Annotated in this window: 27 protein-coding genes and 2 tRNA genes; 15 read left to right on the top strand and 14 right to left on the bottom strand. The window is 54.4% G+C overall.

All coding sequences use genetic code 11. The features are described from left to right. Positions 1-26: 26 nt before the first annotated feature. Complete coding sequence (locus ACOTYN_RS02250) at positions 27-266, bottom strand: DUF1289 domain-containing protein (RefSeq protein ID WP_014883562.1); 240 nt, start codon at positions 264-266, stop codon at positions 27-29. 149 nt (positions 267-415) lie between these two features. Between ACOTYN_RS02250 and eptA the strand changes: the two genes are divergently transcribed. The 5 genes from eptA to rnt all read left to right on the top strand — a co-directional run bounded on the left by eptA (position 416) and on the right by rnt (position 5,087). Then, on the top strand, positions 416-2,041 hold the full coding sequence (eptA, locus tag ACOTYN_RS02245; protein WP_023332812.1) for a phosphoethanolamine transferase EptA: 1,626 nt from the start codon (positions 416-418) through the stop codon (positions 2,039-2,041). Positions 2,042-2,082: 41 nt separating this feature from the next. Further along, on the top strand, positions 2,083-2,682 hold the full coding sequence (locus ACOTYN_RS02240; protein WP_014883560.1) for a TetR/AcrR family transcriptional regulator: 600 nt from the start codon (positions 2,083-2,085) through the stop codon (positions 2,680-2,682). Positions 2,683-2,735: 53 nt separating this feature from the next. Then, on the top strand, positions 2,736-3,833 hold the full coding sequence (locus ACOTYN_RS02235; RefSeq protein WP_014883559.1) for an alkene reductase: 1,098 nt from the start codon (positions 2,736-2,738) through the stop codon (positions 3,831-3,833). 100 nt (positions 3,834-3,933) lie between these two features. After that, positions 3,934-4,341 carry a lactoylglutathione lyase gene (gene gloA / locus ACOTYN_RS02230; protein ID WP_071922299.1) on the top strand — a complete coding sequence of 136 codons (408 nt, stop codon included), beginning with the start codon at positions 3,934-3,936 and terminating at the stop codon, positions 4,339-4,341. A gap of 95 nt (positions 4,342-4,436) precedes the next feature. Next, positions 4,437-5,087 carry a ribonuclease T gene (gene rnt, locus ACOTYN_RS02225; RefSeq protein ID WP_332956284.1) on the top strand — a complete coding sequence of 217 codons (651 nt, stop codon included), beginning with the start codon at positions 4,437-4,439 and terminating at the stop codon, positions 5,085-5,087. 44 nt (positions 5,088-5,131) lie between these two features. On the opposite strand, the gene grxD is transcribed toward rnt, so the two are convergent. Beyond that, complete coding sequence (gene grxD / locus ACOTYN_RS02220) at positions 5,132-5,479, bottom strand: monothiol glutaredoxin 4 (protein ID WP_003832760.1); 348 nt, start codon at positions 5,477-5,479, stop codon at positions 5,132-5,134. A gap of 338 nt (positions 5,480-5,817) precedes the next feature. Between grxD and ACOTYN_RS02215 the strand changes: the two genes are divergently transcribed. Continuing rightward, the gene (locus ACOTYN_RS02215; RefSeq protein WP_014883556.1) at positions 5,818-6,591 is read left to right on the top strand and encodes a C40 family peptidase; all 774 of its coding nucleotides are present in this window, start codon (positions 5,818-5,820) and stop codon (positions 6,589-6,591) included. 122 nt (positions 6,592-6,713) lie between these two features. After that, entirely contained in the window at positions 6,714-7,295 is a 582-nt protein-coding gene (gene sodB / locus ACOTYN_RS02210; protein ID WP_032636815.1) for a superoxide dismutase [Fe], read from the top strand. Positions 7,296-7,334: 39 nt separating this feature from the next. Here sodB and ACOTYN_RS02205 read toward each other — a convergent pair whose 3' ends face one another. Continuing rightward, on the bottom strand, positions 7,335-8,501 hold the full coding sequence (locus ACOTYN_RS02205; protein WP_014883554.1) for an MFS transporter: 1,167 nt from the start codon (positions 8,499-8,501) through the stop codon (positions 7,335-7,337). A 163-nt stretch (positions 8,502-8,664) separates the two neighbouring features. Continuing rightward, entirely contained in the window at positions 8,665-8,754 is a 90-nt protein-coding gene (locus ACOTYN_RS02200; protein ID WP_014883553.1) for a YnhF family membrane protein, read from the bottom strand. Positions 8,755-9,051: 297 nt separating this feature from the next. Between ACOTYN_RS02200 and purR the strand changes: the two genes are divergently transcribed. Beyond that, complete coding sequence (gene purR / locus ACOTYN_RS02195; protein ID WP_014883552.1) at positions 9,052-10,077, top strand: HTH-type transcriptional repressor PurR; 1,026 nt, start codon at positions 9,052-9,054, stop codon at positions 10,075-10,077. Positions 10,078-10,094: 17 nt separating this feature from the next. Here the strand turns inward: purR and punR are convergent, their stop codons facing one another. After that, positions 10,095-11,006, bottom strand: coding sequence for a DNA-binding transcriptional activator PunR (gene punR / locus ACOTYN_RS02190; RefSeq protein ID WP_014883551.1), 912 nt, complete (start codon positions 11,004-11,006; stop codon positions 10,095-10,097). 114 nt (positions 11,007-11,120) lie between these two features. Between punR and punC the strand changes: the two genes are divergently transcribed. Then, positions 11,121-12,320 carry a purine nucleoside transporter PunC gene (gene punC, locus ACOTYN_RS02185; protein ID WP_032636819.1) on the top strand — a complete coding sequence of 400 codons (1,200 nt, stop codon included), beginning with the start codon at positions 11,121-11,123 and terminating at the stop codon, positions 12,318-12,320. Positions 12,321-12,618: 298 nt separating this feature from the next. Further along, complete coding sequence (gene cfa / locus ACOTYN_RS02180) at positions 12,619-13,767, top strand: cyclopropane fatty acyl phospholipid synthase (RefSeq protein WP_014883549.1); 1,149 nt, start codon at positions 12,619-12,621, stop codon at positions 13,765-13,767. Between the two features lie 32 nt (positions 13,768-13,799). Here the strand turns inward: cfa and ACOTYN_RS02175 are convergent, their stop codons facing one another. Next, positions 13,800-14,441: a riboflavin synthase gene (locus ACOTYN_RS02175; RefSeq protein ID WP_014883548.1), complete on the bottom strand. Its 642-nt coding sequence runs from the start codon at positions 14,439-14,441 to the stop codon at positions 13,800-13,802. A gap of 224 nt (positions 14,442-14,665) precedes the next feature. On the opposite strand from ACOTYN_RS02175, the gene mdtK reads away from it, so the two are divergent. From mdtK to ACOTYN_RS02155, 4 genes are all read left to right on the top strand, one after another. Further along, the gene (gene mdtK / locus ACOTYN_RS02170; protein WP_014883547.1) at positions 14,666-16,039 is read left to right on the top strand and encodes an MdtK family multidrug efflux MATE transporter; all 1,374 of its coding nucleotides are present in this window, start codon (positions 14,666-14,668) and stop codon (positions 16,037-16,039) included. Between the two features lie 153 nt (positions 16,040-16,192). Continuing rightward, positions 16,193-16,269, top strand: a tRNA-Val gene (locus tag ACOTYN_RS02165). Positions 16,270-16,273: 4 nt separating this feature from the next. Further along, positions 16,274-16,350 (top strand) — tRNA-Val (locus ACOTYN_RS02160). 118 nt (positions 16,351-16,468) lie between these two features. Beyond that, positions 16,469-18,064, top strand: a complete 1,596-nt coding sequence (locus ACOTYN_RS02155) for an FAD-NAD(P)-binding protein (RefSeq protein WP_045135089.1) — start codon at positions 16,469-16,471, stop codon at positions 18,062-18,064. Positions 18,065-18,092: 28 nt separating this feature from the next. Here the strand turns inward: ACOTYN_RS02155 and ACOTYN_RS02150 are convergent, their stop codons facing one another. Further along, the gene (locus ACOTYN_RS02150; RefSeq protein WP_014883545.1) at positions 18,093-18,728 is read right to left on the bottom strand and encodes a carbonic anhydrase; all 636 of its coding nucleotides are present in this window, start codon (positions 18,726-18,728) and stop codon (positions 18,093-18,095) included. Between the two features lie 72 nt (positions 18,729-18,800). Then, entirely contained in the window at positions 18,801-19,583 is a 783-nt protein-coding gene (locus tag ACOTYN_RS02145) for a hypothetical protein (protein WP_063434457.1), read from the bottom strand. A gap of 125 nt (positions 19,584-19,708) precedes the next feature. On the opposite strand from ACOTYN_RS02145, the gene ACOTYN_RS02140 reads away from it, so the two are divergent. Continuing rightward, entirely contained in the window at positions 19,709-19,849 is a 141-nt protein-coding gene (locus tag ACOTYN_RS02140) for a hypothetical protein (protein ID WP_003857665.1), read from the top strand. 47 nt (positions 19,850-19,896) lie between these two features. On the opposite strand, the gene ACOTYN_RS02135 is transcribed toward ACOTYN_RS02140, so the two are convergent. The 6 genes from ACOTYN_RS02135 to ACOTYN_RS02110 all read right to left on the bottom strand — a co-directional run bounded on the left by ACOTYN_RS02135 (position 19,897) and on the right by ACOTYN_RS02110 (position 24,564). Beyond that, positions 19,897-21,303 (bottom strand): DUF1996 domain-containing protein, encoded by a 1,407-nt coding sequence (locus ACOTYN_RS02135; protein WP_332956279.1) that lies wholly within the window; start codon positions 21,301-21,303, stop codon positions 19,897-19,899. A 145-nt stretch (positions 21,304-21,448) separates the two neighbouring features. After that, positions 21,449-21,616 carry a hypothetical protein gene (locus tag ACOTYN_RS02130; protein ID WP_048339216.1) on the bottom strand — a complete coding sequence of 56 codons (168 nt, stop codon included), beginning with the start codon at positions 21,614-21,616 and terminating at the stop codon, positions 21,449-21,451. Between the two features lie 108 nt (positions 21,617-21,724). Beyond that, complete coding sequence (gene fumD, locus ACOTYN_RS02125; RefSeq protein WP_014883541.1) at positions 21,725-21,934, bottom strand: fumarate hydratase FumD; 210 nt, start codon at positions 21,932-21,934, stop codon at positions 21,725-21,727. Between the two features lie 110 nt (positions 21,935-22,044). Then, a complete protein-coding gene (locus ACOTYN_RS02120; RefSeq protein WP_003857677.1) occupies positions 22,045-22,857 on the bottom strand; it encodes a MetQ/NlpA family ABC transporter substrate-binding protein in 813 nt (270 codons plus the stop codon). Positions 22,858-22,880: 23 nt separating this feature from the next. After that, positions 22,881-23,549: a methionine ABC transporter permease gene (locus ACOTYN_RS02115; protein ID WP_014883540.1), complete on the bottom strand. Its 669-nt coding sequence runs from the start codon at positions 23,547-23,549 to the stop codon at positions 22,881-22,883. Continuing rightward, positions 23,542-24,564: a methionine ABC transporter ATP-binding protein gene (locus ACOTYN_RS02110; protein WP_071922301.1), complete on the bottom strand. Its 1,023-nt coding sequence runs from the start codon at positions 24,562-24,564 to the stop codon at positions 23,542-23,544. Before ACOTYN_RS02110 ends, ACOTYN_RS02115 begins: the two co-directional genes overlap by 8 nt. Positions 24,565-24,925: the final 361 nt, after the last annotated feature.

Genomic DNA, 24,925 nt, shown 5'->3' with positions numbered 1-24,925 from the left:
TGTCATGAGTATACGCAATTACCGTGTTAAAACAGTGAAGGTTGCTGAGGTTCTTCGGTCTCAGCGGCTTTGTTTGCGCGGATTTTGCGCAGAAGTCGCTGCCGGCATAGCCGGAGCACCTCCTGTTTTTGCGTGTCGCTGAAGTTTTGCCAGTTAAAGCGCTCGTCACGGGTGCGCATGCACCCGCGGCAATATCCGCGTTCATCTACCTGACAAATACCCCGGCACGGGCTCTGGATGGGGAAAAACTCCAGTTGCTCTGCCACACTGACCTCCGCATGACCACTCTCATCTACAGTGAAGACGCTAAACGCGTCAGGTGCAAGGGCTTTACCACAGTTTTGTGGCATTAAGGTTTCACTAATCTTCCCTCTCTATACTCAGCCCATCATCATAAGAACAGGTTTTTCGATCGATGCAGTTAATCAAAAAGTTACAATGTAACGATATTAAATTTACTCTGGGCTGTGCACTCTTTTTTACCCTGCTGAACGGGCTGTTTATCCAGCGCAGCTGGGCCATTATTGCCCCTTCTCATCTGCACGACATTCTCTTTGCCGCGTCCGTGCCGGTGGTGCTGTTTTGTGGCTGGGTAATTGTTTTTAGCCTGCTCAATATCCCGTACATCCGTAAGCCGCTGCTGATCGTTTTAACTGTCGGTTGCGCTGCGGCAACCTATTTTATGTATACCTACGGCGCGGTCATCGATCAGAACATGATCGTCAACGTGTTCGAAACCAACTCTCAGGAAGCCACCGCCCTGGTTACCCCGCAGATGATTCTGTGGATTGTTGTTGCTGGCCTCGTGCCCTCCGTGGTGCTGGCTCTCACCCGAATTCGTACCGGAAAATGGTGGTACGCGCTGCTGACGCGCGTAGCCGCGATGCTGGGCGCTCTGCTGGTGATCATCCTGATTGCCGCACTGTTTTATAAAGATTACGCGTCGCTGTTCCGCAATAACAAAAGCATCGTCAAAATGGTTACCCCGGCGAACTATGTCAGCGCCGTGGTGAAGTACAGCAAAATGCGCTGGTTTGCCGGCGATCAAACGCTGGTGCGCATTGGCGAAGATGCGCATAAAGGCTCGCTGATTGCGGGTCAGCAAAAGAAAACCGTTCTGGTGCTTGTCGTCGGCGAAGCCTCTCGCGCGGCAAACTACTCCCTGAACGGTTACGGGCGCGAAACCAACCCCGAGCTGAAAAAGCAGGACGTGATTAACTTCCCGCAGGCCTCTTCATGTGGCACCGAAACCGCGGTTTCCGTTCCCTGCATGTTCTCCGGCATGACGCGCAGCAAATACGATGCCGACCTGGCTCGGCATCAGGAAGGGCTGCTTGACGTGCTCAGGCACGCGGGCGTCAACCTGCTGTGGCGCGATAACGACGGCGGCTGTAAAGGCGCCTGCGATCGCGTGCCTCATACCGACATGACGCAGTGGAATCTGGATCAGTTCTGTAAAGACAAATCCTGTATTGACGATGTGAATTTCTACCGTCTGGACAACGTGCTGGATGGCGTGAAGCAAGATACGGTGCTGGTTATCCACCTGATGGGCAGCCACGGTCCGGCGTACTATCGCCGTTACCCGGACAATTTCCGTAAATTCACCCCAACCTGCGACACGAACGAAATTCAGGATTGCGATCATCAGGCGCTGATGAACACCTATGACAACACCATCCTGTATACCGACAGCATGGTCAGCAAAACCATTGACGCACTGAAAGCCCGTCAGGCGAACATGAACACCGCCCTGATTTATTTGTCAGACCACGGTGAATCGCTGGGTGAAAGCGGTATTTACCTGCACGGTACGCCATACATGCTGGCACCCGAGCAACAAACGCACATCCCGTTTATGTTCTGGCTATCGCCGGATTATGCAAAAAACTTTGGCATCAACGCGCAGTGCTTACGCGACTATGCGGCAAAAAATGCGGTTTCGCAGGACAATTTATTCTCAACGGTGCTGGGTATGATGGACATTAAATCAAAGGTTTATCAACAGCAGCTGGATATTCTGAATGGGTGTCGGCAGTAAACAGGCTTGCATTAGACCGAACGGTCTATTAGAGTGAGGCCATGAGCAGAAATACTGAACACGATACCCGCGAACATCTACTGGCGACTGGCGAGCGGCTCTGCATGCATCGCGGTTTCACCGGCATGGGGTTAAGCGAGCTATTAAAAACCGCTGAGGTACCGAAGGGGTCGTTTTATCACTACTTCCGGTCCAAAGAGGCGTTTGGCGTGGCGATGCTGGAGCGGCACTATGCGGGCTACCATCAGCGTCTCGCAACCCACTTCGCCACGGGTGAAGGTAACTATCGGGATCGTGTTCTGAACTACTATCAGGAAACGCTGAATCAGTTCTGTCAGCAGGGCATTATCAGCGGATGCCTGACGGTAAAACTGTCTGCCGAAGTGTGCGATCTCTCCGAAGATATGCGCACGGCGATGGATAAAGGTGCCAGCGGTGTTATCGCCCTGCTGGCCCAGGCGCTGGAAAAAGGCCGCAATGAAAAAACGCTGGCCTTTTCGGGTGAGCCTCTGACTCAGGCGCAGGTGTTATACGCGCTATGGTTAGGCGCTAACCTGCAGGCCAAGATTTCGCGCAGTGCCGTGCCGCTGGAAAGCGCGCTGGCACATGTGAAAAACACAATTACTGCGCCTGGCATTTAACAGGCGTTTTTATTTATCTTATTACTAGTCGACTGGTCTACTCAGGAGTCTTTATGTCAGCTGAAAAATTATTTACCCCCTTAAAAGTGGGTGCCGTTACCGCGCCAAACCGCGTGTTCATGGCTCCGCTTACCCGTCTGCGCAGCATTGAGCCGGGTGACATCCCCACCCCACTGATGGGTGAATACTATCGTCAGCGCGCCAGTTCCGGCCTGATCATCACCGAAGCTACGCAGATTTCTGCTCAGGCTAAAGGTTATGCGGGTGCGCCGGGGCTGCACAGCCCGGAACAGATCGCCGCATGGCAGAAAATTACCGCGGGCGTGCATGCTGAAGAGGGACGCATTGCCGTCCAGTTGTGGCACACCGGTCGTATCTCCCACAGCAGCATTCAGCCTGGCGGCCAGGCACCGGTTTCAGCCTCTGCCCTGAATGCTAACACCCGCACCTCGCTGCGTGATGAAAACGGTAACGCGATCCGCGTCGATACCTCAACGCCGCGCGCCCTGGAGCTGGATGAGATCCCGGGTATCGTGAACGATTTCCGTCAGGCCGTGGCCAACGCCCGTGAAGCAGGTTTTGATTTGATTGAGCTGCACTCCGCGCACGGTTACCTGCTGCACCAGTTCCTGTCACCGTCATCTAACCAGCGTACCGACCAGTATGGCGGCAGCGTCGAGAACCGCGCCCGTCTGGTGCTGGAAGTGGTTGATGCCGTATGCCAGGAGTGGAGCCCGGATCGTATCGGCATTCGCGTCTCCCCGATCGGTTCTTTCCAGAACGTCGACAACGGCCCGAACGAAGAAGCGGATGCGCTCTATCTGATTGAAGAGCTGGCAAAACGCGGTATCGCCTATCTGCACATGTCTGAGCCAGACTGGGCCGGCGGTAAACCTTATACGGAAGCCTTCCGTCAGAAAGTGCGTGAGCGCTTCCACGGGGTGATCATCGGTGCGGGTGCCTATACGCCTGAGAAAGCGGAAGACCTGATCGGCAAAGGGCTGATCGATGCCGTTGCGTTTGGCCGCGACTATATCGCCAACCCGGACCTGGTCGCCCGCCTGCAACAGAAAGCCGCTCTGAACCCGCAGCGTCCTGAAAGCTTCTACGGCGGCGGCGCTGAAGGTTACACCGACTACCCTTCTCTCTAATCTCGCCATTGTTCATTGATAGCGGCGACACTTCGCCGCTATACTAAAACATCGTTTCTGTTCAAAAAAATATTCAAATCCATTGGTTAATGAGGAAATTATGCGCCTACTTCACACCATGCTGCGCGTTGGCGATCTGCAACGTTCTATTGATTTCTACACTAACGTACTGGGCATGAAACTGCTGCGCACCAGCGAAAACCCGGAATACAAATACTCGCTGGCGTTCGTGGGTTACGGCCCGGAAACGGATGAAGCGGTGATTGAGCTGACCTATAACTGGGGCGTGGACAGCTATGACCTCGGCAACGCCTACGGCCATATCGCGCTGGAAGTGGACAACGCAGCCGACGCGTGCGAACGCATCCGCAGCAACGGCGGTAACGTCACCCGTGAAGCGGGTCCGGTTAAAGGCGGCACCACAGTGATTGCATTTGTGGAAGATCCGGACGGTTACAAAATCGAGCTGATTGAAGCCAAAGATGCCGGTCGTGGTCTGGGCAACTGATCCCTCAGGGCGCAATATGCGCCCGTAGTTTTACTGCATCACCCCGCAAAATTTGCCATAATGCGCTCTGCTTTTTCCCCTTGTAAGAGACCCTGATGTCCGATAACGCTCAATTTAGCGGTCTGTGCGACCGTTTTCGTGGTTTTTATCCCGTTGTCATTGATGTAGAAACAGCCGGATTTAACGCTAAAACCGATGCGCTGCTCGAAATTGCCGCCATCACGCTGAAGATGGATGAACAGGGCTGGCTTACACCAGACACCACGCTGCATTTCCACGTTGAACCTTTCGAAGGGGCAAACTTACAGCCGGAAGCGCTGGCCTTTAACGGTATCGATCCGCATAACCCACTGCGCGGTGCGGTAAGCGAATATGATGCGCTGCACGCCATTTTTAAAATGGTGCGTAAAGGCATGAAAGAGAGTAACTGCAGCCGCGCCATCATGGTGGCGCATAACGCCACCTTCGATCACACCTTTACCATGGCCGCAGCGGAACGCGCCTCGCTCAAACGCAACCCTTTCCACCCGTTTGTGACCTTCGACACGGCAGCACTGAGCGGTCTGGCGCTGGGGCAAACGGTGTTATCAAAAGCCTGTATTACGGCGGGTATTGAATTTGACGGCACGCAGGCGCACTCGGCTCTGTATGACACGGAGCGCACCGCAGAGCTGTTCTGTGAGATCATCAACCGCTGGAAGCGACTGGGCGGCTGGCCGCTGCCGACAGGTGACAGCGAAGAATAAAAAAAGCGACCTTAACAGGTCGCTTTTTTATTTGCGCAGCAAACTTACTCTGCGTCCGGCTCTTCGGTTTTGTACTTCGCCGCGGTTTCTTTGATCAGCTGCTGCAGTTCACCGCGCTGATACATTTCAATCAGGATATCGCAGCCGCCTACCAGCTCACCGTCTACCCACAGCTGCGGGAAGGTTGGCCAGTTAGCGTATTTTGGCAGCTCAGCACGGATGTCCGGGTTCTGCAGGATATCAACGTAAGCAAAACGCTCACCACAGGCTGAGAGCGCCTGAACCGCTTGCGCGGAGAAGCCGCAGCTTGGCAGCTTCGGAGAACCTTTCATATACAGCAAAATCGGGTTTTCAGCGATCTGGCGCTGGATTTTTTCAATAGTGGTGCTCATGTCTTGCTTCCTTTAACTTCTGTTACGGCAATAGTCTGACATTGTAGCGGGTCAGGCTGGCATCGGAAAATAACATTTTCGTCACGTTTATACATTTTACCGCGACTCTACAAAAGTTGCATTGCAAATGGCGTTTAACCCTGCGGCAGTCAGGGTTTTGCTTAGGGAGTGAACAATTGTGCGACAGAACGATGAATTTTTTTGCACTTGCTAACGAAACAGGTTTTTAGATTGAAAAATGCTATTAACTTCTCGGGTTTTTATGGATTAGAATCGACGGGCTTTGTAAATCACTCGCGGGTATTATTGATGACCTGCATTTATCAGGGGACTGCCCAGTGGCGCGGATAACAAAAATCTCGATCACGCTCTGTGCTTTACTGTTTACATCACTCACTCTCACGCCAGTGGCAAACGCCTCTCAGCAGGCGCGGCATTCTGCTGTACAAAAAAGCCATCTGGTGAAAGCCACAGAACGTAAGAAAAAAACCACCACAAAGAACGAAAAGAAAAAGACGACCACCAAGACGACACAAACCGCTTCCAGCAAGACCAAAACAAAATCTTCCCGCACTGCCCACACCACCAAAAGTAAAACTTCGCTGACCGCTGCTAACCTCGTCACTGAAAAATGCATTACGCGTAAAGGCCACAAAGCGAAATGCACCAAAGTCACGAAAATCGCGGAAGTACATAAAGTCCGTGTACAGAAAGCGCAAAAAACCGCGATGAATAAACTGATGGGGCAAATTGGCAAACCTTATCGCTGGGGTGGCAGTTCGCCACGAACCGGCTTCGACTGTAGCGGCCTGGTCTATTACGCCTATAAAGATCTGGTTAAGTTCCGCATTCCGCGTACCGCTAATGAGATGTACCACCTGCGCGACGCCTCTCCGGTGAGCCGTGGTGAGCTGGAAAACGGCGATCTGGTCTTCTTCCGCACGCAAGGCCGCGGCACGGCTGACCATGTGGGTGTCTATGTCGGCAACGGGAAATTTATCCAGTCACCGCGCAGCGGCCAGGATATTCAGATCACCTCCCTGAGTGAAGACTACTGGGTGCGTCACTACGTCGGCGCACGTCGCGTGATGACGCCGAAAACCATTCGCTAACCCCTGCCCTGCCGCATCCGTGGCAGGGTAAGTTCCTCTTTTGCATACCCTTTCAATTTGCTATCCTGTCCTTGTTGTCTGTGTGGTTATTGGCAACGCTAAATACAATAAGGAGAGATGCAATGTCGTTCGAATTACCTGCACTACCGTATGCAAAAGACGCCCTGGCACCGCACATTTCTGCGGAAACCCTGGAATACCATTACGGCAAACATCACCAGACGTATGTCACCAACCTGAACAATCTGATCAAAGGCACCGATTTCGAAGGCAAAACGCTGGAAGAGATCGTCCGTAGCTCAGAGGGTGGCGTATTTAACAACGCGGCTCAGGTGTGGAACCACACCTTCTACTGGCACTGCCTGGCACCCAATGCCGGTGGTGAACCTGCCGGTGAACTGGCTTCCGCGATTAACGCCGCCTTTGGCAGCTTCGCCGATTTCAAAGCGAAGTTTACGGATGCCGCCATCAAGAACTTCGGCTCTGGCTGGACGTGGCTGGTAAAAGAAGCGGATGGCAAACTGGCAATCGTGTCCACCTCTAATGCAGGCACCCCGCTGACCACCAGCGCTACGCCGCTGATGACCGTGGACGTGTGGGAGCACGCTTACTACATTGATTACCGTAACGCGCGCCCGAACTACCTGGAGCACTTCTGGGCACTGGTCAACTGGGACTTCGTCGCGAAGAACTTCGCCGCGTAAGAGAGACGCAGAAGGGGTCCCCCTTCTGCGTTATTTTTATTATTCCGCCGTGCAAACGGCTTCTGGCTGTTTTCGGCCGGACATCATCACCAGCAGCAGGCCGAGCGCGGCAATAATCGCCCCCATCACCGGCACAAAGCTGTATCCCAGACCGCCAGAAATGACGGCGCCGCCCGCCGCAGCACCCAGGGCGTTCCCCAGGTTAAACGCACCGATATTCACCGAAGAAGAGAGTCCCGGCGCCTCGTGGGCGACACGCATCACGCGCATCTGCAGCGGCGGCACCACGGCGAAGGTGGCCGCGCCCCAGACAACCATCGCGATGGCCGCGCCAAACTCGTTACGCGCCAGCCACGGAATCGCGATCATGATGGCAATCAGCAAGGTTAAAAAGCCTTTCAACGTTCCGGTCACTGAACGGTCAGCAAATTTCCCGCCAAGGTAGTTACCCATTGAGAACCCTACGCCAATCAATACCAGCATCGCGGTAATAAAGATCGGGGTTGCATGGGTGATATCGTGCAGCACCGGTGAAATGTAGGTATAGAGCGTAAACATCGCCCCGGCCCCCAGCACGGTGGTCAGCAGTGCAGAAAGCACCTGCGGGCGCACCAGTACCGACAGCTCTTTGCGCACGTCCGGACGTTCACCCGCGCTGCCTTTCGGCAGGGAGAAGAACAAGGCCACCATCGCCACCACGCCCAGCCCGGCGGTTGCCAGGAATGACATACGCCAGCCGATCGCTTCACCCAGCCAGGTCGCAGCCGGTACGCCGCCAATGTTGGCAATCGTCAGCCCCATAAACATGGTCGCCACGGCGCTTGCCTGCTTATGTTTCGGCACCACGCTTGCGGCCACGACCGAGCCCAGCCCAAAGAACGCGCCATGGTTCAGGCTGGTCAAAATGCGCGACAGCATCAGGGTGGTGTAGTCAGGTGAAATGGCAGAGAGCACGTTGCCCAGGGTGAAAATCGCCATCAGGAAAATCAGCGCATTACGGCGCGCGCGGTGTGAAAGCAGTAGCGTCATCAGCGGCGCCCCCACCATCACGCCGATGGCATAAGCGCTGATTAACATCCCGGCCGCAGGGATCGAGACATCCACACCCCGGGCGATAACAGGCAGTAACCCCATCGGGGAGAATTCGGTGGTGCCAATCCCAAAAGCGCCAATCGCCAGGGCCAGCAGGGGAAAATTGATTTTCATGCGTCAACTCCGGATGCCGTGTCATGTCGTGACACAGAACAAAGAAGCGGAAAGCATGACATCAATCACAAAAAATGAGAAGTTAACAAAATGGCAAAAGATTTTTGCCTGAGAAGTAACAATCCGGTAAACCGGGAGGGAGAAGATTCTCCCTCCGCGTAAATCAGTGCAGCGCAGCCGTCAGGCCAGCCGCCACAATCAGCGCCAGCACAACGATGGTGGTGAACAGCGAAAACTTCAGATCGGAACTCATCAATTTTTCTCCTTTTAATCCCCCCACGAAAAGTGAGCTTGCTCATTTTTGCACAGTTTACGTCAAAAATCTTCCCGGATTTAAGCTGATAACCACTTTACCTCTTCCCCTTTTCATCAAGATAGGACAAAATTCCACGCTAAATTTATTAGCGTACCGGCCATTGACCCCCTCCTGACGTCCCGTGTCGTTTTCCTGGCGTACCGCAATCTAAAATTGCGTGATAAGGGTGAGAGAAGGCAAACGTTTACCTTCAAGTATTTCAGGAGTTTAGGATATGGTCTGGAGTGACATTTAATGGCAACAATTAAAGACGTAGCAAAACGCGCAAACGTTTCCACTACAACCGTATCACATGTAATTAACAAAACCCGCTTTGTGGCGGAAGAGACGCGCAACGCCGTCTGGGCAGCGATCAAAGAGCTGCACTACTCGCCAAGTGCGGTTGCGCGCAGCCTCAAGGTGAATCACACCAAATCGATTGGTCTGCTGGCGACCAGCAGCGAAGCGGCCTATTTTGCTGAGATCATTGAAGCGGTAGAGAAAAACTGCTTCCAGAAAGGCTATACCCTGATTCTGGGCAACGCGTGGAATAGCATTGAAAAACAGCGAGCCTATCTCTCCATGATGGCGCAGAAGCGCGTGGATGGCCTGCTGGTGATGTGTTCCGAGTACCCGGAATCCGTACTGTCGATGCTTGAAGAGTATCGGCATATCCCGATGGTGGTGATGGACTGGGGTGAAGCCCGTGCGGATTTCACGGATTCCGTTATCGACAACGCTTTTGAAGGCGGCTATATGGCGGGCCGTTATTTGATCGAACGCGGTCATCGTGAGATTGGCGTGATCCCGGGTCCGCTTGAGCGTAACACCGGCGCAGGTCGTCTGGCTGGCTTTATGAAAGCGATGGAAGAAGCGCTGATCACCGTGCCAGAAAACTGGATCGTACAGGGTGACTTTGAGCCGGAATCAGGCTACCGCGCGATGCAGCAGATTGTCTCCCAGCAACATCGTCCTACCGCCGTTTTCTGCGGGGGCGACATCATGGCGATGGGCGCGCTCTGTGCGGCCGATGAGCTGGGTCTGCGCGTCCCGCAGGACATTTCCGTGATCGGCTATGACAACGTGCGCAACGCGCGCTTCTTTACCCCTGCGCTGACCACCATCCACCAGCCGAAAGATTCGCTGGGTGAAACGGCCTTCAACATGCTGCTCGACAGGATCGTCAACAAACGTGAAGAGTCGCAGTCCATTGAAGTCCACCCGCGCCTCATCGAACGCCGTTCCGTTGCGGATGGTCCGTTCCGCGACTACCGTCGTTAATCGCTTCACGGAGCCAGTCACACTGGCTCCCGTAACCATTCCCGGTTAAGCGTTTCGCTGTCCCCCAGATAATCCAGCAGCCAGGCCATAGCAGGTGAAACATCATTTTGTTGCCAGGTCAGGCAGCAAGCCGCATCCGGGAACGGATTCTCCAGCGTCAGTTCAACCCACTCGCCGGTGTCGATTCGCGGGCGCGCAAAATGAACGGGCACCATCGCGACGCACAGCCCTGCACTGAGGCAGGTCGCCGACGATTCCCAGTCCGGGGCGACCACGCGACGCTGGTTATCCAGCAGCCAGGTGATACGCTTGGGCAGCGAGCGGGAGGTGTCCTCCAGCACCAGCGACGGCCAGTTACGCAGGGTATCGTCGCTTAACGGCCCCTCCATGGCCGCCAGGGGATGATCGCGTGCCACTACGCATTTCCAGCTCAGCATCCCCATATCGCGAAAGGCATAGCGTCCCCCAACCGGAATCGCCTGCGTCGCCCCAATCGCCATTTCTACCCTGCCGTCCGACAGCGCGTCCCACACGCCGTTGAACACTTCCTGCGAAACACGCAACTCAACGTCAGAAAAATGACGATAGAAATCGACGATCATTTGCCGGGTGCGTTCCGGCTTCACGATATTATCGACCGCGATGGAAAGATGCCCCCGCCAGCCGTTAGCGATCTGCTGACACTGTTCGCGGGTGATCTGCATTTTTTTGATAACAGAACGCCCTTCTTTCAAAAACCACGCCCCGGCAGGCGTTAATTCCACATCACGATGTCGCCGTTCGAACAGCGGAACGGCCAGCCACTCTTCTAGCTGACGCACCGTATAGCTGATTGCCGACGGGACGCGGTGCAGTTCCTGCGCTGCTCCGCTAAAGCTGCCGTTACGCGCGACAGCATCGACCACTTCAAGAGAATAATCTGACCACATTTTCTGCCTGCAAAAAATTTGAATGCACCCGCCAAATATTAGCGTTTCACAAGCCGCTTTGCACTCCCTACACTCTGCGCCAATGTACACCTGCCTCCTCAGGAGAAGAAAACAATGCAACCCAGGAAAGGTTTTTTAGTCTGGCTCGGCGGCTTAAGCGTGCTGGGCTTTTTAGCCACCGATATGTACCTGCCGGCTTTCGCCGCCATGCAGGAAGATCTGCAAACCCCTGCCGCCGCGATCAGCGCCAGCCTGAGTTTGTTCCTCGCCGGTTTCGCCTTCGCGCAGCTGCTCTGGGGACCGCTCTCGGATCGCTTTGGCCGCAAGCCGGTACTGTTGCTGGGTCTGGCCATTTTTGCCGTGGGCTGTCTGGGGATGCTATGGGTTCGCGACGCCACCTGGCTGCTGGTACTGCGTTTTATTCAGGCAGTGGGCGTCTGCGCCGCAGCCGTCACCTGGCAGGCGCTGGTCACCGACTACTATCCGGCAAACCGTACAAACCGAATTTTCGCGACCATTATGCCGCTGGTGGGGCTTTCCCCTGCCCTCGCCCCGCTGCTGGGTAGCTGGATCCTCGCACATTTCGACTGGCAGGCCATCTTTGCCACGCTGTTTGCCATCACGCTGATCCTGATGCTGCCGGCGTTCGCCCTCAAGCCCGCGCATAAAAAAGAGGCGCATGCCGACGCCAGCCCAATTACCTTTGCCTCCCTGCTGAGCGCCAAAGCGTATCGCGGTAATGTGCTGATTTATGCTGCCTGCTCGGCGAGCTTCTTCGCATGGCTGACCGGTTCACCCTTTATTCTGCACGATATGGGTTATAGCCCGGCGGCCATCGGTCTGAGCTATGTTCCGCAGACCATCGCGTTCCTGGTTGGCGGGTACGGCTGTCGCGCGGCGCTGCAAAAATGGGAAGGCCAGCAGATGCTGCCGTGGTTGCTGGTGCTGTATGCGTTGAGCGTTATCGGGACCTGGGCCGTCGGCTTTATTCCCGGCGTCGGTCTGGCTGAAATTTTGATTCCATTCTGCGTAATGGCCATCGCGAACGGCGCGATATACCCTATCGTTGTGGCGCAGGCGCTTCGTCCCTTCCCGCAGGCGACAGGCCGTGCGGCCGCACTTCAGAATACGCTGCAACTAGGGCTGTGCTTCCTGGCCAGTCTGGTGGTCTCGGCGCTGATTGCCACACCGCTCCTGACCACCACCAGCGTGATGCTGGTTACCGTTGCGCTGGCCGGCATGGGCTATCGTATGCAGGCAGCCGCGCAGCGTGCGCAGGATAACCGCGCGCAGGCAGAAACGTCACATGCGTAATTACTGCAAAAATTATGTAACTTTTCGGTGATTAGGTTGCTAACAATTTTCTATTGAATCACCAAATTTTGCGGCCTATACTAAATTTGGTTCGATTAAATACGATAAATATTAAGTGTTAACGGGAGCCGGAGTGCTCCCGTTTTACCATGGAAGGCATTTCGGCAAGGGTTATCTCCCTTCCTCTGTTCTACGTCGGATACTAGCCTCGCGGTATATACCGTGAGATTTCTCACAAACCAAAAAAAGCGTCTACGCTGTTTGAAGGTTCTGATCACAGTAGGGTGATGGAGAAGCTATGAGTTCATCGTGTATAGAAGAAGTCAGCGTTCCGGACGATAACTGGTCCCGGATCGTCAGTGAACTGTTAGGTCGAGCAGGCATCACGATTAATGGATCATCGCCATCCGATCCTCAGGTTAAACATCCCGACTTTTTTAAACGCGTGTTACGAGAGGGATCGTTAGGCCTGGGAGAAAGTTATATGGATGGCTGGTGGGAATGCGAACGGCTGGATATATTTTTCACCCGCGTTTTGCGTGCTGGTCTGGAAAATCAACTCCCTCGCCATCTGAAAGACACCCTGCGCGTCGCCTCAGCCCGCCTGTTTAACCTGCAAAGTAAAAAACGCGCCTGGATCGTCGGCAAAGAGCACTACGACCTTGGCAACGACCTGTTCAGCCGTATGCTGGACCCCTTCATGCAATATTCCTGCGCCTACTGGAAAGAGGCATCGACGCTTGAAGAGGCGCAACAGGCCAAGCTGCGTCTGATTAGCGAGAAACTGCAGCTTGAGCCCGGAATGCGTGTGCTGGATATCGGCTGCGGCTGGGGTGGGCTGGCGTATTTTATGGCGAAGCACTATGGCGTCAGCGTCGTCGGCGTCACGATTTCAGCAGAACAGCAAAAGCTGGCGCGAGAACGCTGCCAGGGTCTTGATGTTGACATCCGGCTGCAGGATTACCGTGACCTGAACGAACAGTTTGATCGTATTGTCTCCGTGGGTATGTTCGAACATGTTGGCCCGAAAAACTACGACACCTATTTTGACGTCGTGGATCGCAATTTGAAACCAGACGGCATTTTCCTGCTGCACACCATCGGGTCTAAGCGCACCGACAACAACGTCGACCCGTGGATCAACAAATACATATTCCCGAATGGCTGTTTACCGTCCGTGCGCCAGATTGCCAACGCCAGCGAGTCCCATTTCGTGATGGAAGACTGGCATAACTTTGGCGCGGATTACGACACCACATTGATGGCATGGCATGCACGTTTTCAGGAAGCCTGGCCGGAGATTGCGGACAACTACTCTGAACGATTCAAGCGGATGTTTAGCTATTATCTGAATGCCTGCGCGGGGGCGTTTCGCGCGCGGGATATTCAGCTCTGGCAGGTTGTTTTCAGCCGGGGGATTGAGCACGGCTTGCGGGTCGCCCGCTAAAAAAAATAACCCCGGTTACCCGGGGTTATTTTTTATTCGTCTTCTGTGCTCGTTATTATTGCCGCTTCTTTTGCCGCCAGCACGCGCTCAACCGTATCCACTACCGCCTGGGTTTGCGGATCGATTTCGATATTCACGCGATGCCCGAGTTTTTTCGAACCCAGCGTGGTGCGTTGCAGCGTTTCAGGAATTAAATGCACGCAAAAACGCGTTGCCGTCACTTCTCCAACCGTCAGGCTAATCCCATCAATGCCAATAAATCCTTTATAGAGGATGTATTTCATTAATGACGGATCCTGCATTTTGAACCAGATTTGACGGTTATTTTCCGAGGTCACGATTTTCGCCACTTCAGCCGTGGTCATGATGTGCCCCGACATCAGATGGCCGCCAATCTCATCACTGAACTTCGCCGCACGCTCAACGTTGACGGTATCACCTACAGCCAGCTCGCCCAGATTAGTAATACGCAGGGTCTCTTTCATTAAATCAAAGCTGATCTTGTTGCCATTAATTTCGGTGACGGTCAGACAGCAGCCGTTATGGGCAATCGAGGCGCCGGTTTCGATCCCATCAAGCATATATTCCGGCAGCTCTACAACATGCGTACGAAAATTAGGTTTTTCATCAATGGACACCACTTTGGCAGTGCCCTGCACAATACCAGTAAACATGCTTACAACTCCTGTTTTCTCCGGACGGTGGTTACACCGTTTAATCCCACCACAATAACAGTTGGAAAAAGAGGTTGCCAGCGGAGCGCATTTTCTGGCGATTTTTTCACTAGATAAATAGCTAAAGCCCGCTACAATAGCTGGCACCCCCCGCATTTTCTTCTTGCTGCCCGTTACGGCGGCTTTTTTAGTCTCTCTTATAACTACAATATAAAGGTGTTCACGTGCAGAAGTACATGAATGAAGCGCGGCAGTTATTGGCACTGGCGATACCAGTGATCATCGCGCAAGTGGCCCAGACCGCAATGGGATTTGTGGATACCGTCATGGCAGGTGGCTATAGCGCCACTGATATGGCGGCCGTCGCCATCGGTACATCAATCTGGCTTCCGGCCATCCTGTTCGGCCATGGTCTGCTGCTCGCGCTGACGCCGGTTATTGCTCAACTTAATGGTTCGGGACGTCGCGAACGCATTGCCCATCAGGTCCGCCAGGGGTTCTGGCTGGCCGGATTTGTCTCCGTGCTGATTATGGTCGTGCTCTGGAACGCCGGTCATATCATTCGCGCGATGGATAACATTGACCCGGCACTGGCTGACAAAGCCGTGGGCTATCTGCGTGCCCTGCTCTGGGGGGCACCGGGCTACCTCTTCTTCCAGGTGGCGCGTAACCAGTGCGAAGGCCTGGCGAAAACCAAGCCCGGGATGGTGATGGGCTTTATCGGCCTGCTGGTGAATATTCCGGTGAACTATATCTTTATTTACGGTCATTTCGGGATGCCAGAGCTGGGCGGCGTCGGCTGCGGCGTGGCAACCGCGGCGGTCTACTGGGTAATGTTCTTCTGTATGCTTACCTTTGTGAAACACGCCCGCTCTATGCGCGATATTCGTAATGAGAAAAGATTCAGTACGCCGGACTGGAGCATCATGACGCGCCTGATGCAGTTAGGCTTGCCGATTGCGCTGGCCCTGTTTTTTGAAGTGACGCTCTTTGCCGTCGTCGCCCTGCTGGTCTCCCCACTGGGGATCGTTAACGTGGCCGGGCACCAGATTGCGCTCAACTTCAGCTCCCTGATGTTCGTTCTGCCGATGTCGCTGGCGGCGGCGGTGACGATTCGCGTCGGCTTCCGCCTGGGCCAGGGCTCGACGCTGGATGCGCAAACGGCCGCACGGACCGGGCTGGGCGTCGGTGTCTGCATGGCGGTCTGTACGGCGCTCTTTACCGTTGCATTACGCGAGCAAATTGCCCTGCTCTATAACGACAACCCGGAAGTGGTGGCACTGGCCTCGCACCTGATGCTGCTCGCCGCGGTGTACCAGATTTCAGACTCTATCCAGGTGATTGGCAGCGGCGTGCTTCGCGGATACAAAGATACGCGCTCCATCTTCTTTATTACCTTCATCGCCTACTGGGTACTGGGACTGCCGTGCGGCTACATCCTGGCCCTGACCGACCTGGTGGTTGACCGCATGGGACCCGCCGGGTTCTGGATGGGCTTTATCATTGGTCTGACGTCAGCCGCGATCATGATGATGATGCGCATGCGCTTCCTGCAGCGCCAGCCATCAACCGTGATTTTGCAACGCGCTGCGCGTTAAATACGCAGTAGCCGTCTGCTGGCGGCTACTTTCTCTTCACTTTGCGCGGTAATGAAGCAATCGCGTGAATTCAGAGAGAAAAATGCATTTTCCCTCTTGCCACCTTGATGCTGTGCCGCTAATATTCGTCCCCGTTGTCACCGACAACACGTTGCGTTCATAGCTCAGTTGGTTAGAGCACCACCTTGACATGGTGGGGGTCGTTGGTTCGAGTCCAATTGAACGCACCATTCTGCGTCCGTAGCTCAGTTGGTTAGAGCACCACCTTGACATGGTGGGGGTCGGTGGTTCGAGTCCACTCGGACGCACCATTTCAGTCCTGAAATGGTGCAAATCCTCTTCAGATACCCTGATTTTTCTTAATCCCTTATTTTCATCATTATTCTCCTGCTACGCTTTTCTTATGGAAAAAATACAGGAAGCGCGTTGATGAAGAGTATCGCCATTATCGGCTCCGGCCCCACAGGGATTTACACCTTTTATCATCTGCTTAAAAACAGCACCCCGCTCTCAGTTTCCGTCTTTGAACAGGCCGATGACGCTGGCGTGGGCATGCCTTATAACGACGACGATAATTCTCGCCTGATGCTGGCGAACATTGCGAGCATTGAAATCCCGCCCATTTTTATGACCTACCTCGACTGGCTGAAGGGACAGAGCGAAGCGCACCTGGCGCGTTTTAAGGTAGATAAAACCACGCTCCACGATCGGCAGTTCCTGCCCCGGATCCTGCTGGGTGAATATTTTCGCGATAGCTTTCGAACCATCGTCAAAGAAGCTAAAAAGCAGGGGTTCGAGGTTAACATCCATGAATCCGCCGCCGTTACCGACGTCATTCCCTCCTCAACCGGCGTCACGCTTTCCGTCAATGGCAACGTCTTTCCTGAACGCTTTGACCTTGCGGTTATCGCCACCGGTCACGTCTGGCCAGACGAGGACGAAGCCACGCGCACATTCTTCCCAAGCCCGTGGTCCGGTCTGATGGACGCCCGCATTCCCCCTTGCCGCGTTGGCATTATGGGAACATCGTTAAGCGGTCTGGATGCGGCGATGGCGGTGGTGATGCAGCACGGTGAGTTCCGTGACGGTAAATTCATCCTGGACAAAGGCAGTGAAGCGTTAAACATTACGCTGATGTCGCGGACAGGCATTCTGCCGGAAGCCGATTTTTACTGCCCTATCCCTTACGAACCGCTGTCCGTTTTAACCGCATCCGTGGTTGAAGGCGAGATAGCCAAAGGATCGGATGGCCTGCTTGACCGCATTTTTGCCCTGATGGTGAAAGAGCTTCAACGTGCCGACCCGGCATGGTGCGAGAAAATTTCTCTGCAACGCCACAACGCCGACAGCCTGCGTGACGCCTGGTTTGAGGATCGTCAACAGCACGGTCCGTTTAGCTGGGCGGAAGAGAACCTCAATGAAGTTGAACGAAACAAACGCGAACGGCGCACCGTCGCCTGGCGCTATACCGTCCTTCGGCTGCATGAGGTCGTTCAGGAGATTGTTCCCCATCTTAGCGATCAGGACAGAGAGCGCTTCAAAAACGGGCTGGCCCGCGTGTTTATCGACAACTATGCGGCGATCCCTCCGCAGTCTATCCGCAGACTGCTTGCGCTTCGCGAGGCTGGCATCATCAGCGTGGCGGCCCTGGGCGACGACTATACGCTGGATGTTGGCAGCGACCGCACGGTGGTGTCCACAAAAGAGACCGTTTACCGCTTTGACGTTTTCATCGATGCACGCGGGCAAAAGCCGCTCAAAACCAAAGATCTGCCTTTCCCCTCACTGCGCAGAGCGCTGGAAACGACCGGCGACGAGATACCCGATGTCGGTGAAGATTACACGCTAAATGCGCCTGAAACGGTTCGCGGGCGAATCGCGTTTGGCGCGATTCCGTGGCTGATGCACGATCATCCCTTTGTTCAGGGGCTGGCGGAGTGTGCAGAGATTGCAGAGGCGATGGCCAGGGCGGCTGAAAAACCGGCCACAGGTTTACGGCGTCGATTACCGTACGTAGAGAACTGACAGGGCTTCCATGCCCTGCAACGCGATATTACTCGAAGAAGACGTCCGGGTTTTCAGACAGCGAGACAAAGGTTTTCGTCGCTTTATCCAGGGCACGAATTTCGCCGCTTTCAATGTCATAGACCCAGCCGTGCAGGCGAAGGGAGTTGTTACGCAGCCCCACCGCGACGGACGGGTGAGTCTTAATGTTGCTCAGTTGCGCAAACACGTTCTCCTGCACCATCGCATTCACTTTATCGAGCGGTTTATCCCAGGTTTTCTTCTCAACCACGGCTTTGGCCGCATCGGAATAGCGCAGCCAGTGTGAAACAGCAGGCATCGGCTCCAGGTTCGCGTTATCGGCAATCGCCTTCATCGCGCCACAGTTGGAGTGGCCGCAGATGACGATATCCGTCACGCCCAGCGCCACAACCGCGTATTCGATAGTGGCGGAGACACCGCCAGGCTCAGGCCCGAACGGCGGCACAATATTACCAGCATTACGAATGACAAAGAGTTGTCCCGGCTCTTGCTGAGTAACCAGTTCCGGGACCAGACGGCTGTCGGAGCATGAGATGAACAGCGCTTTGGGATTCTGGCTGGACGCTAAACTGCGAAAGAGCTCTTTACGTTGCGGGAAAATCTCTTTTTGAAAGCTGAGAAAACCTTCAATGATATGTTGCATAGCAATTTCTCTTTTATCTGTTTTAGTTTAGGTATGATCGCGATCACACTCGTAAAGTTTACCCATCGCGCTTCACTTCAGACAAGCAATATATTTCTGGCCCGACCGCTGTACGATAGCGTCGGCATTCGCCGGAATGTTCTGCCCTTCGAACGCGCCGTAAAGACGGGCGAAAGTTTTGCCCACCAGGCGCCGGGTGACTTCCTCAACCTTGCGGGCAGGCAGCGGAAGCATATTCGGGTAGCTCCACATAAACGACACCGCATCCCTCCCGGGGGTGACCTGCAAAATATCCCCCGCCAGCAAAACGCCCTCGCCTTCCTGCCAGTGCAGCACCGTGCCGCCTGCGAAATGGCCGCCGAGACGCAGCAAAGTAACCGATGGCACGATCTCCAGCGCATCGCCCTCCCAGTAAACAATCGCCGGACTGGCGCGCATCACCCATTCGCGATCGCTGGCGTGCAGATAGACCGGCGCATCAAACGCCGCGGCCCACTCCTGCATGGTGGTGTAATAGTGCGGATGGGAAATCGCAATGGCGCGGAGGCCGCCGAGCGCGGTGATGATAGCGTGGGTGGCCGGGTCAAGGTTGGCGATGCAGTCCCACAAAATATTGCCGTGTGGGGTACGCAGCAGCAACGCGCGCTGGTTAATCGCAAAAGACGGTACCGTTTTGATGCTGTACAACTGCGGCTCCAGCTGCTGCCATTTATTCGCGTGCGTGGCCGTTACCGTCGCATACTCGATCCACGCCTGGCCGCTGGCCGGGACATACTGACGTTCATCCTCGCAAATCGGGCATCTTTCCGGCTGTGCATCGTAGGAAGTACCGCAGGTTTTACAGAGTGTAATCATGAGCGCTCCTCAGTGATAAAGCACTGAGTATGGCAGGGATTATCCTTATGTGCTGCGTGGTACATTGCTGGCTTTTTTTGCCCTATACTGTGCCCGTATCAATAACTGAACATAGCAGGTGCAACATGGAAATTGATCTCGATAACCTGGTTTTTAACGGACTGGATGAAGCGGAAGAACGCAACGCGGAACGTCTGGATGACGCGGACAAAAAAGCCCAGGCGATTGTCGCCGACGACGACTGCGGTGATGCCTGCAAGATCTGATAAAAAGCACCGGTCAGCCGGTGCTTTTTTTGGCACTCAACGGAGAGCTACAGTTCAGGCGTCTTTTTAAACCCCGTCAGCATCAGTACAAGGCTTTGCGCCGAAGAAGCCGGTTCAAACTGGTAATGGTTCCCCTGGCGGTCGCCGCCGATATACCACGATATTTCGGTTTTCCCTTCCGCCAGCGCCTTGCGCACGGCTTTGTCGACATCCACCATTCTGTACTCGCGCGAGTGGTTGAGATACAGCACCGCATCGGATCGATAGCTGCAGGCCGGGCGGTCAGCCCAGTTCACCGTTGCAGGATCCCAGTCGTTGCTGGCCGGATAGAAGAAGATCTGATCGGCGCCGTCAGTTTCTACCTTACCGCCGTAAATGCGAACGCGATATTTAAACAGAGAAGGATCCTGTCCCGCTGGCAGCGGCGGGATCGTAAACTTTACCAGTGAGAGGGTTTCACTGTTTTTCGTTCGGCCTCCGTTCTGCCAGTTATCCTGCACCAGCAAAGCCTGCGGCTGAGGCTGGGAGAGCCCCGGCTCAAGGCTGCTTAGCCAGACGTTTGCCTGCGCTTTTGAATAGGCATATGGCACGGTCGTGCCACAGTCCAGCCCGCGATTCATACACAGCTCGGTCATAAAGCGCGCCCCCTCTTCCGTCCAGCCATTCATGAAATCAGCATGCGCAGTGTAGAGACTTCCCCAGCGTTCTTCGCGTTCGTCACCATGCATAATGGGATCGAGGGAAAGCTGTGCTTTGCTGGTATCAAGGGATGAAATTGTCGGAAGCACATACGCGATGTTCATGTTCACGGTGGGAATTTTCACCGGAAACGCGGTAGGGCATTGCCCTTTCGTATCGTACGTCGCATTGGCAACGCCGTGAGCGGGCTTGAGATTCACGCCATCCCAGCAGTTGGGAAACTGAATACCGATATTAAACTGCACGGCGTCTCCCGCCTTGCGTAGCCCGCACACTTCGCCTGTTTTTGTCGTGTAACCTTTGCCATTAGCACATAAGAACGTGATATGCGGGTTAGGCGCAGATCCATGGTGATCCCCCGCCAGCAGTGATAGCCCCACCGGGAAAGGCTGCAGCGGCCAGGTTTCCACATTCGAGGCCTGATAATAGGTTTTTTGATACGCGGGTTTTACGACAGTGCCGTCAGGCAGCCGCAGCGAAGGTGCCCAGTATGCCGAGCTATCCGCTTTGTTATCGCAGGTGGTTTCTTCCAGCGTGCGCAGGGTTTCCCGGCTCGAGCTGGCATCGGTGTGCGTGTTGCCGAAGAAGTCATGCAGCATGGCCTCGTTGGGCCTGCCAAACATCATAATTGCATCATCGCCAAGGGTATGGGAGTAGCCGCAGACAACATGAGCCTGTGGCGCAGCGTGCGCCGCATGCATGGCGAGAAGTAACGAAGGGGCTGAAAGAGCCGTGGTTAACGTGGTCCGTTTCATCATTATCTCCATTAATGAAAGGACCTATAGGTAACAAACAACGGGTTAATTAACCGAATGATTCACCGCGTACTTTTCCGCTCATTGTGGCTTTACACACGTAACGCACAGCTCATTCCAGTACATTTCGCGCGTGCGGCGCAGTTCAGCGTGACGTTTTATCATGGAACCACTCCGGGTCTATGTTAGCAACGTCCACGCCGTACAGGCTGGCGGCAGGCAGTATTGACTCAAGAACACGTTGCGCGCTGTTCTCCGCATTCGCTGGTCGGGTGGCAAAAAACCGCCGTAACGTGCTGATCCATTTTTTCATCGTCTTGCCCCTCTTGCTTCACCTGCGTTCAGTAAAACACCCATTAACAATGGAGGGGAAATAACAATAACGACTGTTGATATGCGGGATCTGAGAAACGCGGGCGCATCACCCGGCCAGCGCTTTAACCACCGTCTCCATCGCTTCGGTTGTCAATTCGCTACGCTTGATGCGCTGGTTCGCCAGCGCCGTGCGCAGCACACCCGCAATGACAATATGCTTCGGCTCCTGCCCTAAATCACGCATCTCAAGTACTACCTTACCGACCACCCGGCACATCTCCTGGTACAGCGCTTCATCTTTGGTCACGTTACCCATCGTCATCACTCCGTTGCCTTTTAAACGTTGAGCTTAAATGATTCTCCTGCCGGATACAAAAAAGAAGCCCGGCGAGGATCTAGCCGGGCTTCATCTGTAAAATCAGCTAATTAGTTATTAACCGGAATCACAGCACCTTTGTATTTGGTGCGGATCCAGTCCTGAATCTCTTTGGAGTGCAGCACGTTCACCAGTGCGACGATGTCCTTCTTCTTCTCGTCACCGCGATGCACGGTAATGATATTGGCGTACGGGTTATTTTCACCGCTCTCTACCGCAATCGGGTCGTGCACCGGGTCCAGACCGGCGTCAATCGCATAGTTGGCGTTAATCACTACCGCAGCGCCTTCATCGTTGTTGTACATCTGCGGCAGCAGAGAGGCTTCGACGTTAGGCGTGAACTGCAGCTTCTTCGGGTTCTCAACGATGTCGCTGATACGCGCCGTCACTTTATCGATGCCGGGCTTCAGCTTGATCACGCCCTCTTTTTCAAAGATGGAGAGAATACGGCCTTCTTCGGAAACGGCATCACGCATAATGATCTTACCGCCTTCCGGCAGGTCCTTCAGCGACTTGTACTTTTTGGAGTAGATACCGATTGGCTCAATGTGGATAGCACCCGCACTGACAAAATCGTAATCCTTATCGCCCGCGTGATCTTTCAGCACGCTGTTCAGGTAAGGAATATGCTGGAAATAGTTGGCGTCAATGTCATGACCCGCCAGCGCGGTGTTGGGCAGAATGTAGTCCTGGAACGGTTTAATCTCCAGGTCAATCCCCTGCTTAGCCAGAATCGGCTTTGCCTGCTCCAGAATTTCGGCGTGCGGGGTGTTGGATGCGCCCACAGTCAGCGTATCCGCCCAGGAGGCGAAGCTCAGGGCGCTCAGGGTGGCTGCGGCGATCAGTGTCAGTGTTTTTTTCATGATGTGGTTCCTGTGTGTATTTATTAGCGTTTATCTAACAGAGAAGTCATAGCGTCGCCGCAGAACTGGATAATGAAAACGATGATTAGAATGGTCACCGTTGCCACCAGCGTGACGTCACCATGGTTGCGCTGGAATCCTTCCAGATAAGCCAGATTTCCCAAACCGCCGGCGCCAATCACCCCCGCCATGGCGCTGTAACTCACCAGCGCAATCAGCGTTACCGTTATCCCTGATACCAGTGCAGGTGATGATTCCGGCAGTAAAACCCGAAACACGAGCGTGCTCAGTCGTGCGCCCATTGAGCGCGTTGCTTCGATTACCCCTTTGTCCACTTCGCGCAGGGCAATCTCCACCAGGCGTGCGTAGAACGGCGCGGCCCCCACAATCAGGGCCGGCAGCGCCGCGTTGGCACCAAGAATGGTACCGACGATGGTCTTGGTGAACGGGATCAACAGGACGATCAGAATGATGAACGGGATTGAACGAAACACGTTCACCACAATCGAAATCACGCTATAGACCGTGCGGTTTTGAAACAGCCCGCCGCGCGCGGTTAAGAACAGCGCCAGGCCCAGCACGATCCCCAGCACAAAGGTCGCCACCCCGGAAAGCGCGGTCATGTACAGCGTCTCCTGCGTCGCCGCCCAGAGCTGATCCCATTTGAGGTGCGGGAAGAGATTCTCAGCCATGTTTAATGACCTCGCCTTCAATATCGCTGTGCTTCAGGTCGGCGAGGATATTGTTCAGTTGTTTATCAGATGCCACGACGTGGACCCAGAGCTGGCCGAAAACGCCGTGGGCGGTTTGCGTCATTTTCCCGTGCAGGATGTTAAACGGCAGACCGTAGCGCAGGGTCAGCTCACCCACGACCGGCTTGTGCGTGCTGTGGCCGGTAAAGGTCAGACGGATGACCGTGCCTTCCAGATCGTTTGCCAGTTCGGTATTGAAGGTTTCTTCCTCGGCGTACTGACTTACCTGGCGGACAAACTGCTGCGTAATCGGCTGTTGCGGATGGGTGAATACACTCAGCACATCCCCCTCTTCCACCACCTTACCGTTTTCCATCACCGCCACGCGGTCGCAGATCTTGCGCACCACATGCATTTCGTGGGTGATCAGCACGATGGTCAGCTTGAAACGACGGTTGATATCCAGCAGCAGATCGAGGATCTGATCGGTGGTCTGCGGGTCGAGTGCGGACGTGGCTTCATCACACAGCAAAACGTCCGGGTTATTGGCCAGCGCGCGCGCAATCCCCACGCGCTGTTTTTGTCCGCCGCTTAGCTGTGACGGGTAGGCATTCTCACGCCCTTTCAGCCCCACCAGCGCCACCAGTTCCGCCACGCGAGCCTTGATTCTGGCTTTTGGCACACCGGCGATCTGCATGGAGAACGCGATATTCTCACTTACCGTGCGCGACCACAGCAGGTTGAAGTGCTGGAACACCATACTGATTTTCAGGCGTGCCTGACGCAGGGCTTCACCTTTTGCGGCAGAGATGTCCTGCCCGTTAATCGTGACGCTGCCAGCGCTGGGTTTCTCCAGACCATTCAGCAGACGAATCAGCGTGCTTTTCCCGGCGCCGCTGTAGCCGATAATGCCGTAAACCTGTCCCTGCTCAATCGTCAAATTGACGTTATCAACGGCTGTGAGCGCCGCCTTACCGTTGTCAAAAACCTTCGAAATATTTCTGAGTACAATCATTCTAATTCATTATCCGATCCGCCAATGGCGGTTTAGAAGTATGGATGTCCAAACGATAGTAAACAGGCGTTATCAGTTTTTAAATGAACAAAAAAGCATGTGTTATAACTTTCAGTAATAAATAACGACGCTACACGGCGGGAAGTATTTAGATTGATTTCAGCAATGATTATCTGCCAGACGCATAACGCTTGACTGATATGCGAAAAAAACGGTCATTATTGCAGCATTTTATGCCAAGATAGCCATCCTCACTTCCAGACAACTTTACGTCTTGCTGTCCTGACATCCAAAAACAGCACTGATATTCCCGTCTGTTATAAAAAGCAGTGAAGTGTTCTTTATTGCGAAAATTTCACCG

The organism is Enterobacter cloacae complex sp. IR5458, assembly GCF_049238025.1.
Lineage (GTDB): Bacteria > Pseudomonadota > Gammaproteobacteria > Enterobacterales > Enterobacteriaceae > Enterobacter > Enterobacter kobei.
This window is presented reverse-complemented; position numbering and strand designations above follow the sequence as displayed.

Bases quoted from the DNA above. Each gene is read 5' to 3' on its own strand.
- rnt (WP_332956284.1), top strand. From the start codon at position 4,437: ATGTCCGATAACGCTCAATTTAGCGGTCTGTGCGACCGTTTTCGTGGT.
- ACOTYN_RS02135 (WP_332956279.1), bottom strand. From the start codon at position 21,303: ATGAAACGGACCACGTTAACCACGGCTCTTTCAGCCCCTTCGTTACTT.
- ACOTYN_RS02150 (WP_014883545.1), bottom strand. From the start codon at position 18,728: ATGCAACATATCATTGAAGGTTTTCTCAGCTTTCAAAAAGAGATTTTC.
- ACOTYN_RS02175 (WP_014883548.1), bottom strand. From the start codon at position 14,441: ATGTTTACTGGTATTGTGCAGGGCACTGCCAAAGTGGTGTCCATTGAT.
- grxD (WP_003832760.1), bottom strand. From the start codon at position 5,479: ATGAGCACCACTATTGAAAAAATCCAGCGCCAGATCGCTGAAAACCCG.
- fumD (WP_014883541.1), bottom strand. From the start codon at position 21,934: ATGGGTAACGTGACCAAAGATGAAGCGCTGTACCAGGAGATGTGCCGG.
- ACOTYN_RS02240 (WP_014883560.1), top strand. From the start codon at position 2,083: ATGAGCAGAAATACTGAACACGATACCCGCGAACATCTACTGGCGACT.
- ACOTYN_RS02130 (WP_048339216.1), bottom strand. From the start codon at position 21,616: ATGAAAAAATGGATCAGCACGTTACGGCGGTTTTTTGCCACCCGACCA.
- ACOTYN_RS02140 (WP_003857665.1), top strand. From the start codon at position 19,709: ATGGAAATTGATCTCGATAACCTGGTTTTTAACGGACTGGATGAAGCG.
- ACOTYN_RS02115 (WP_014883540.1), bottom strand. From the start codon at position 23,549: ATGGCTGAGAATCTCTTCCCGCACCTCAAATGGGATCAGCTCTGGGCG.
- eptA (WP_023332812.1), top strand. From the start codon at position 416: ATGCAGTTAATCAAAAAGTTACAATGTAACGATATTAAATTTACTCTG.
- purR (WP_014883552.1), top strand. From the start codon at position 9,052: ATGGCAACAATTAAAGACGTAGCAAAACGCGCAAACGTTTCCACTACA.
- sodB (WP_032636815.1), top strand. From the start codon at position 6,714: ATGTCGTTCGAATTACCTGCACTACCGTATGCAAAAGACGCCCTGGCA.
- ACOTYN_RS02145 (WP_063434457.1), bottom strand. From the start codon at position 19,583: ATGATTACACTCTGTAAAACCTGCGGTACTTCCTACGATGCACAGCCG.
- ACOTYN_RS02235 (WP_014883559.1), top strand. From the start codon at position 2,736: ATGTCAGCTGAAAAATTATTTACCCCCTTAAAAGTGGGTGCCGTTACC.
- punC (WP_032636819.1), top strand. From the start codon at position 11,121: ATGCAACCCAGGAAAGGTTTTTTAGTCTGGCTCGGCGGCTTAAGCGTG.
- ACOTYN_RS02155 (WP_045135089.1), top strand. From the start codon at position 16,469: ATGAAGAGTATCGCCATTATCGGCTCCGGCCCCACAGGGATTTACACC.
- punR (WP_014883551.1), bottom strand. From the start codon at position 11,006: ATGTGGTCAGATTATTCTCTTGAAGTGGTCGATGCTGTCGCGCGTAAC.
- ACOTYN_RS02120 (WP_003857677.1), bottom strand. From the start codon at position 22,857: ATGAAAAAAACACTGACACTGATCGCCGCAGCCACCCTGAGCGCCCTG.
- ACOTYN_RS02200 (WP_014883553.1), bottom strand. From the start codon at position 8,754: ATGAGTTCCGATCTGAAGTTTTCGCTGTTCACCACCATCGTTGTGCTG.
- ACOTYN_RS02205 (WP_014883554.1), bottom strand. From the start codon at position 8,501: ATGAAAATCAATTTTCCCCTGCTGGCCCTGGCGATTGGCGCTTTTGGG.
- cfa (WP_014883549.1), top strand. From the start codon at position 12,619: ATGAGTTCATCGTGTATAGAAGAAGTCAGCGTTCCGGACGATAACTGG.
- ACOTYN_RS02110 (WP_071922301.1), bottom strand. From the start codon at position 24,564: ATGATTGTACTCAGAAATATTTCGAAGGTTTTTGACAACGGTAAGGCG.
- gloA (WP_071922299.1), top strand. From the start codon at position 3,934: ATGCGCCTACTTCACACCATGCTGCGCGTTGGCGATCTGCAACGTTCT.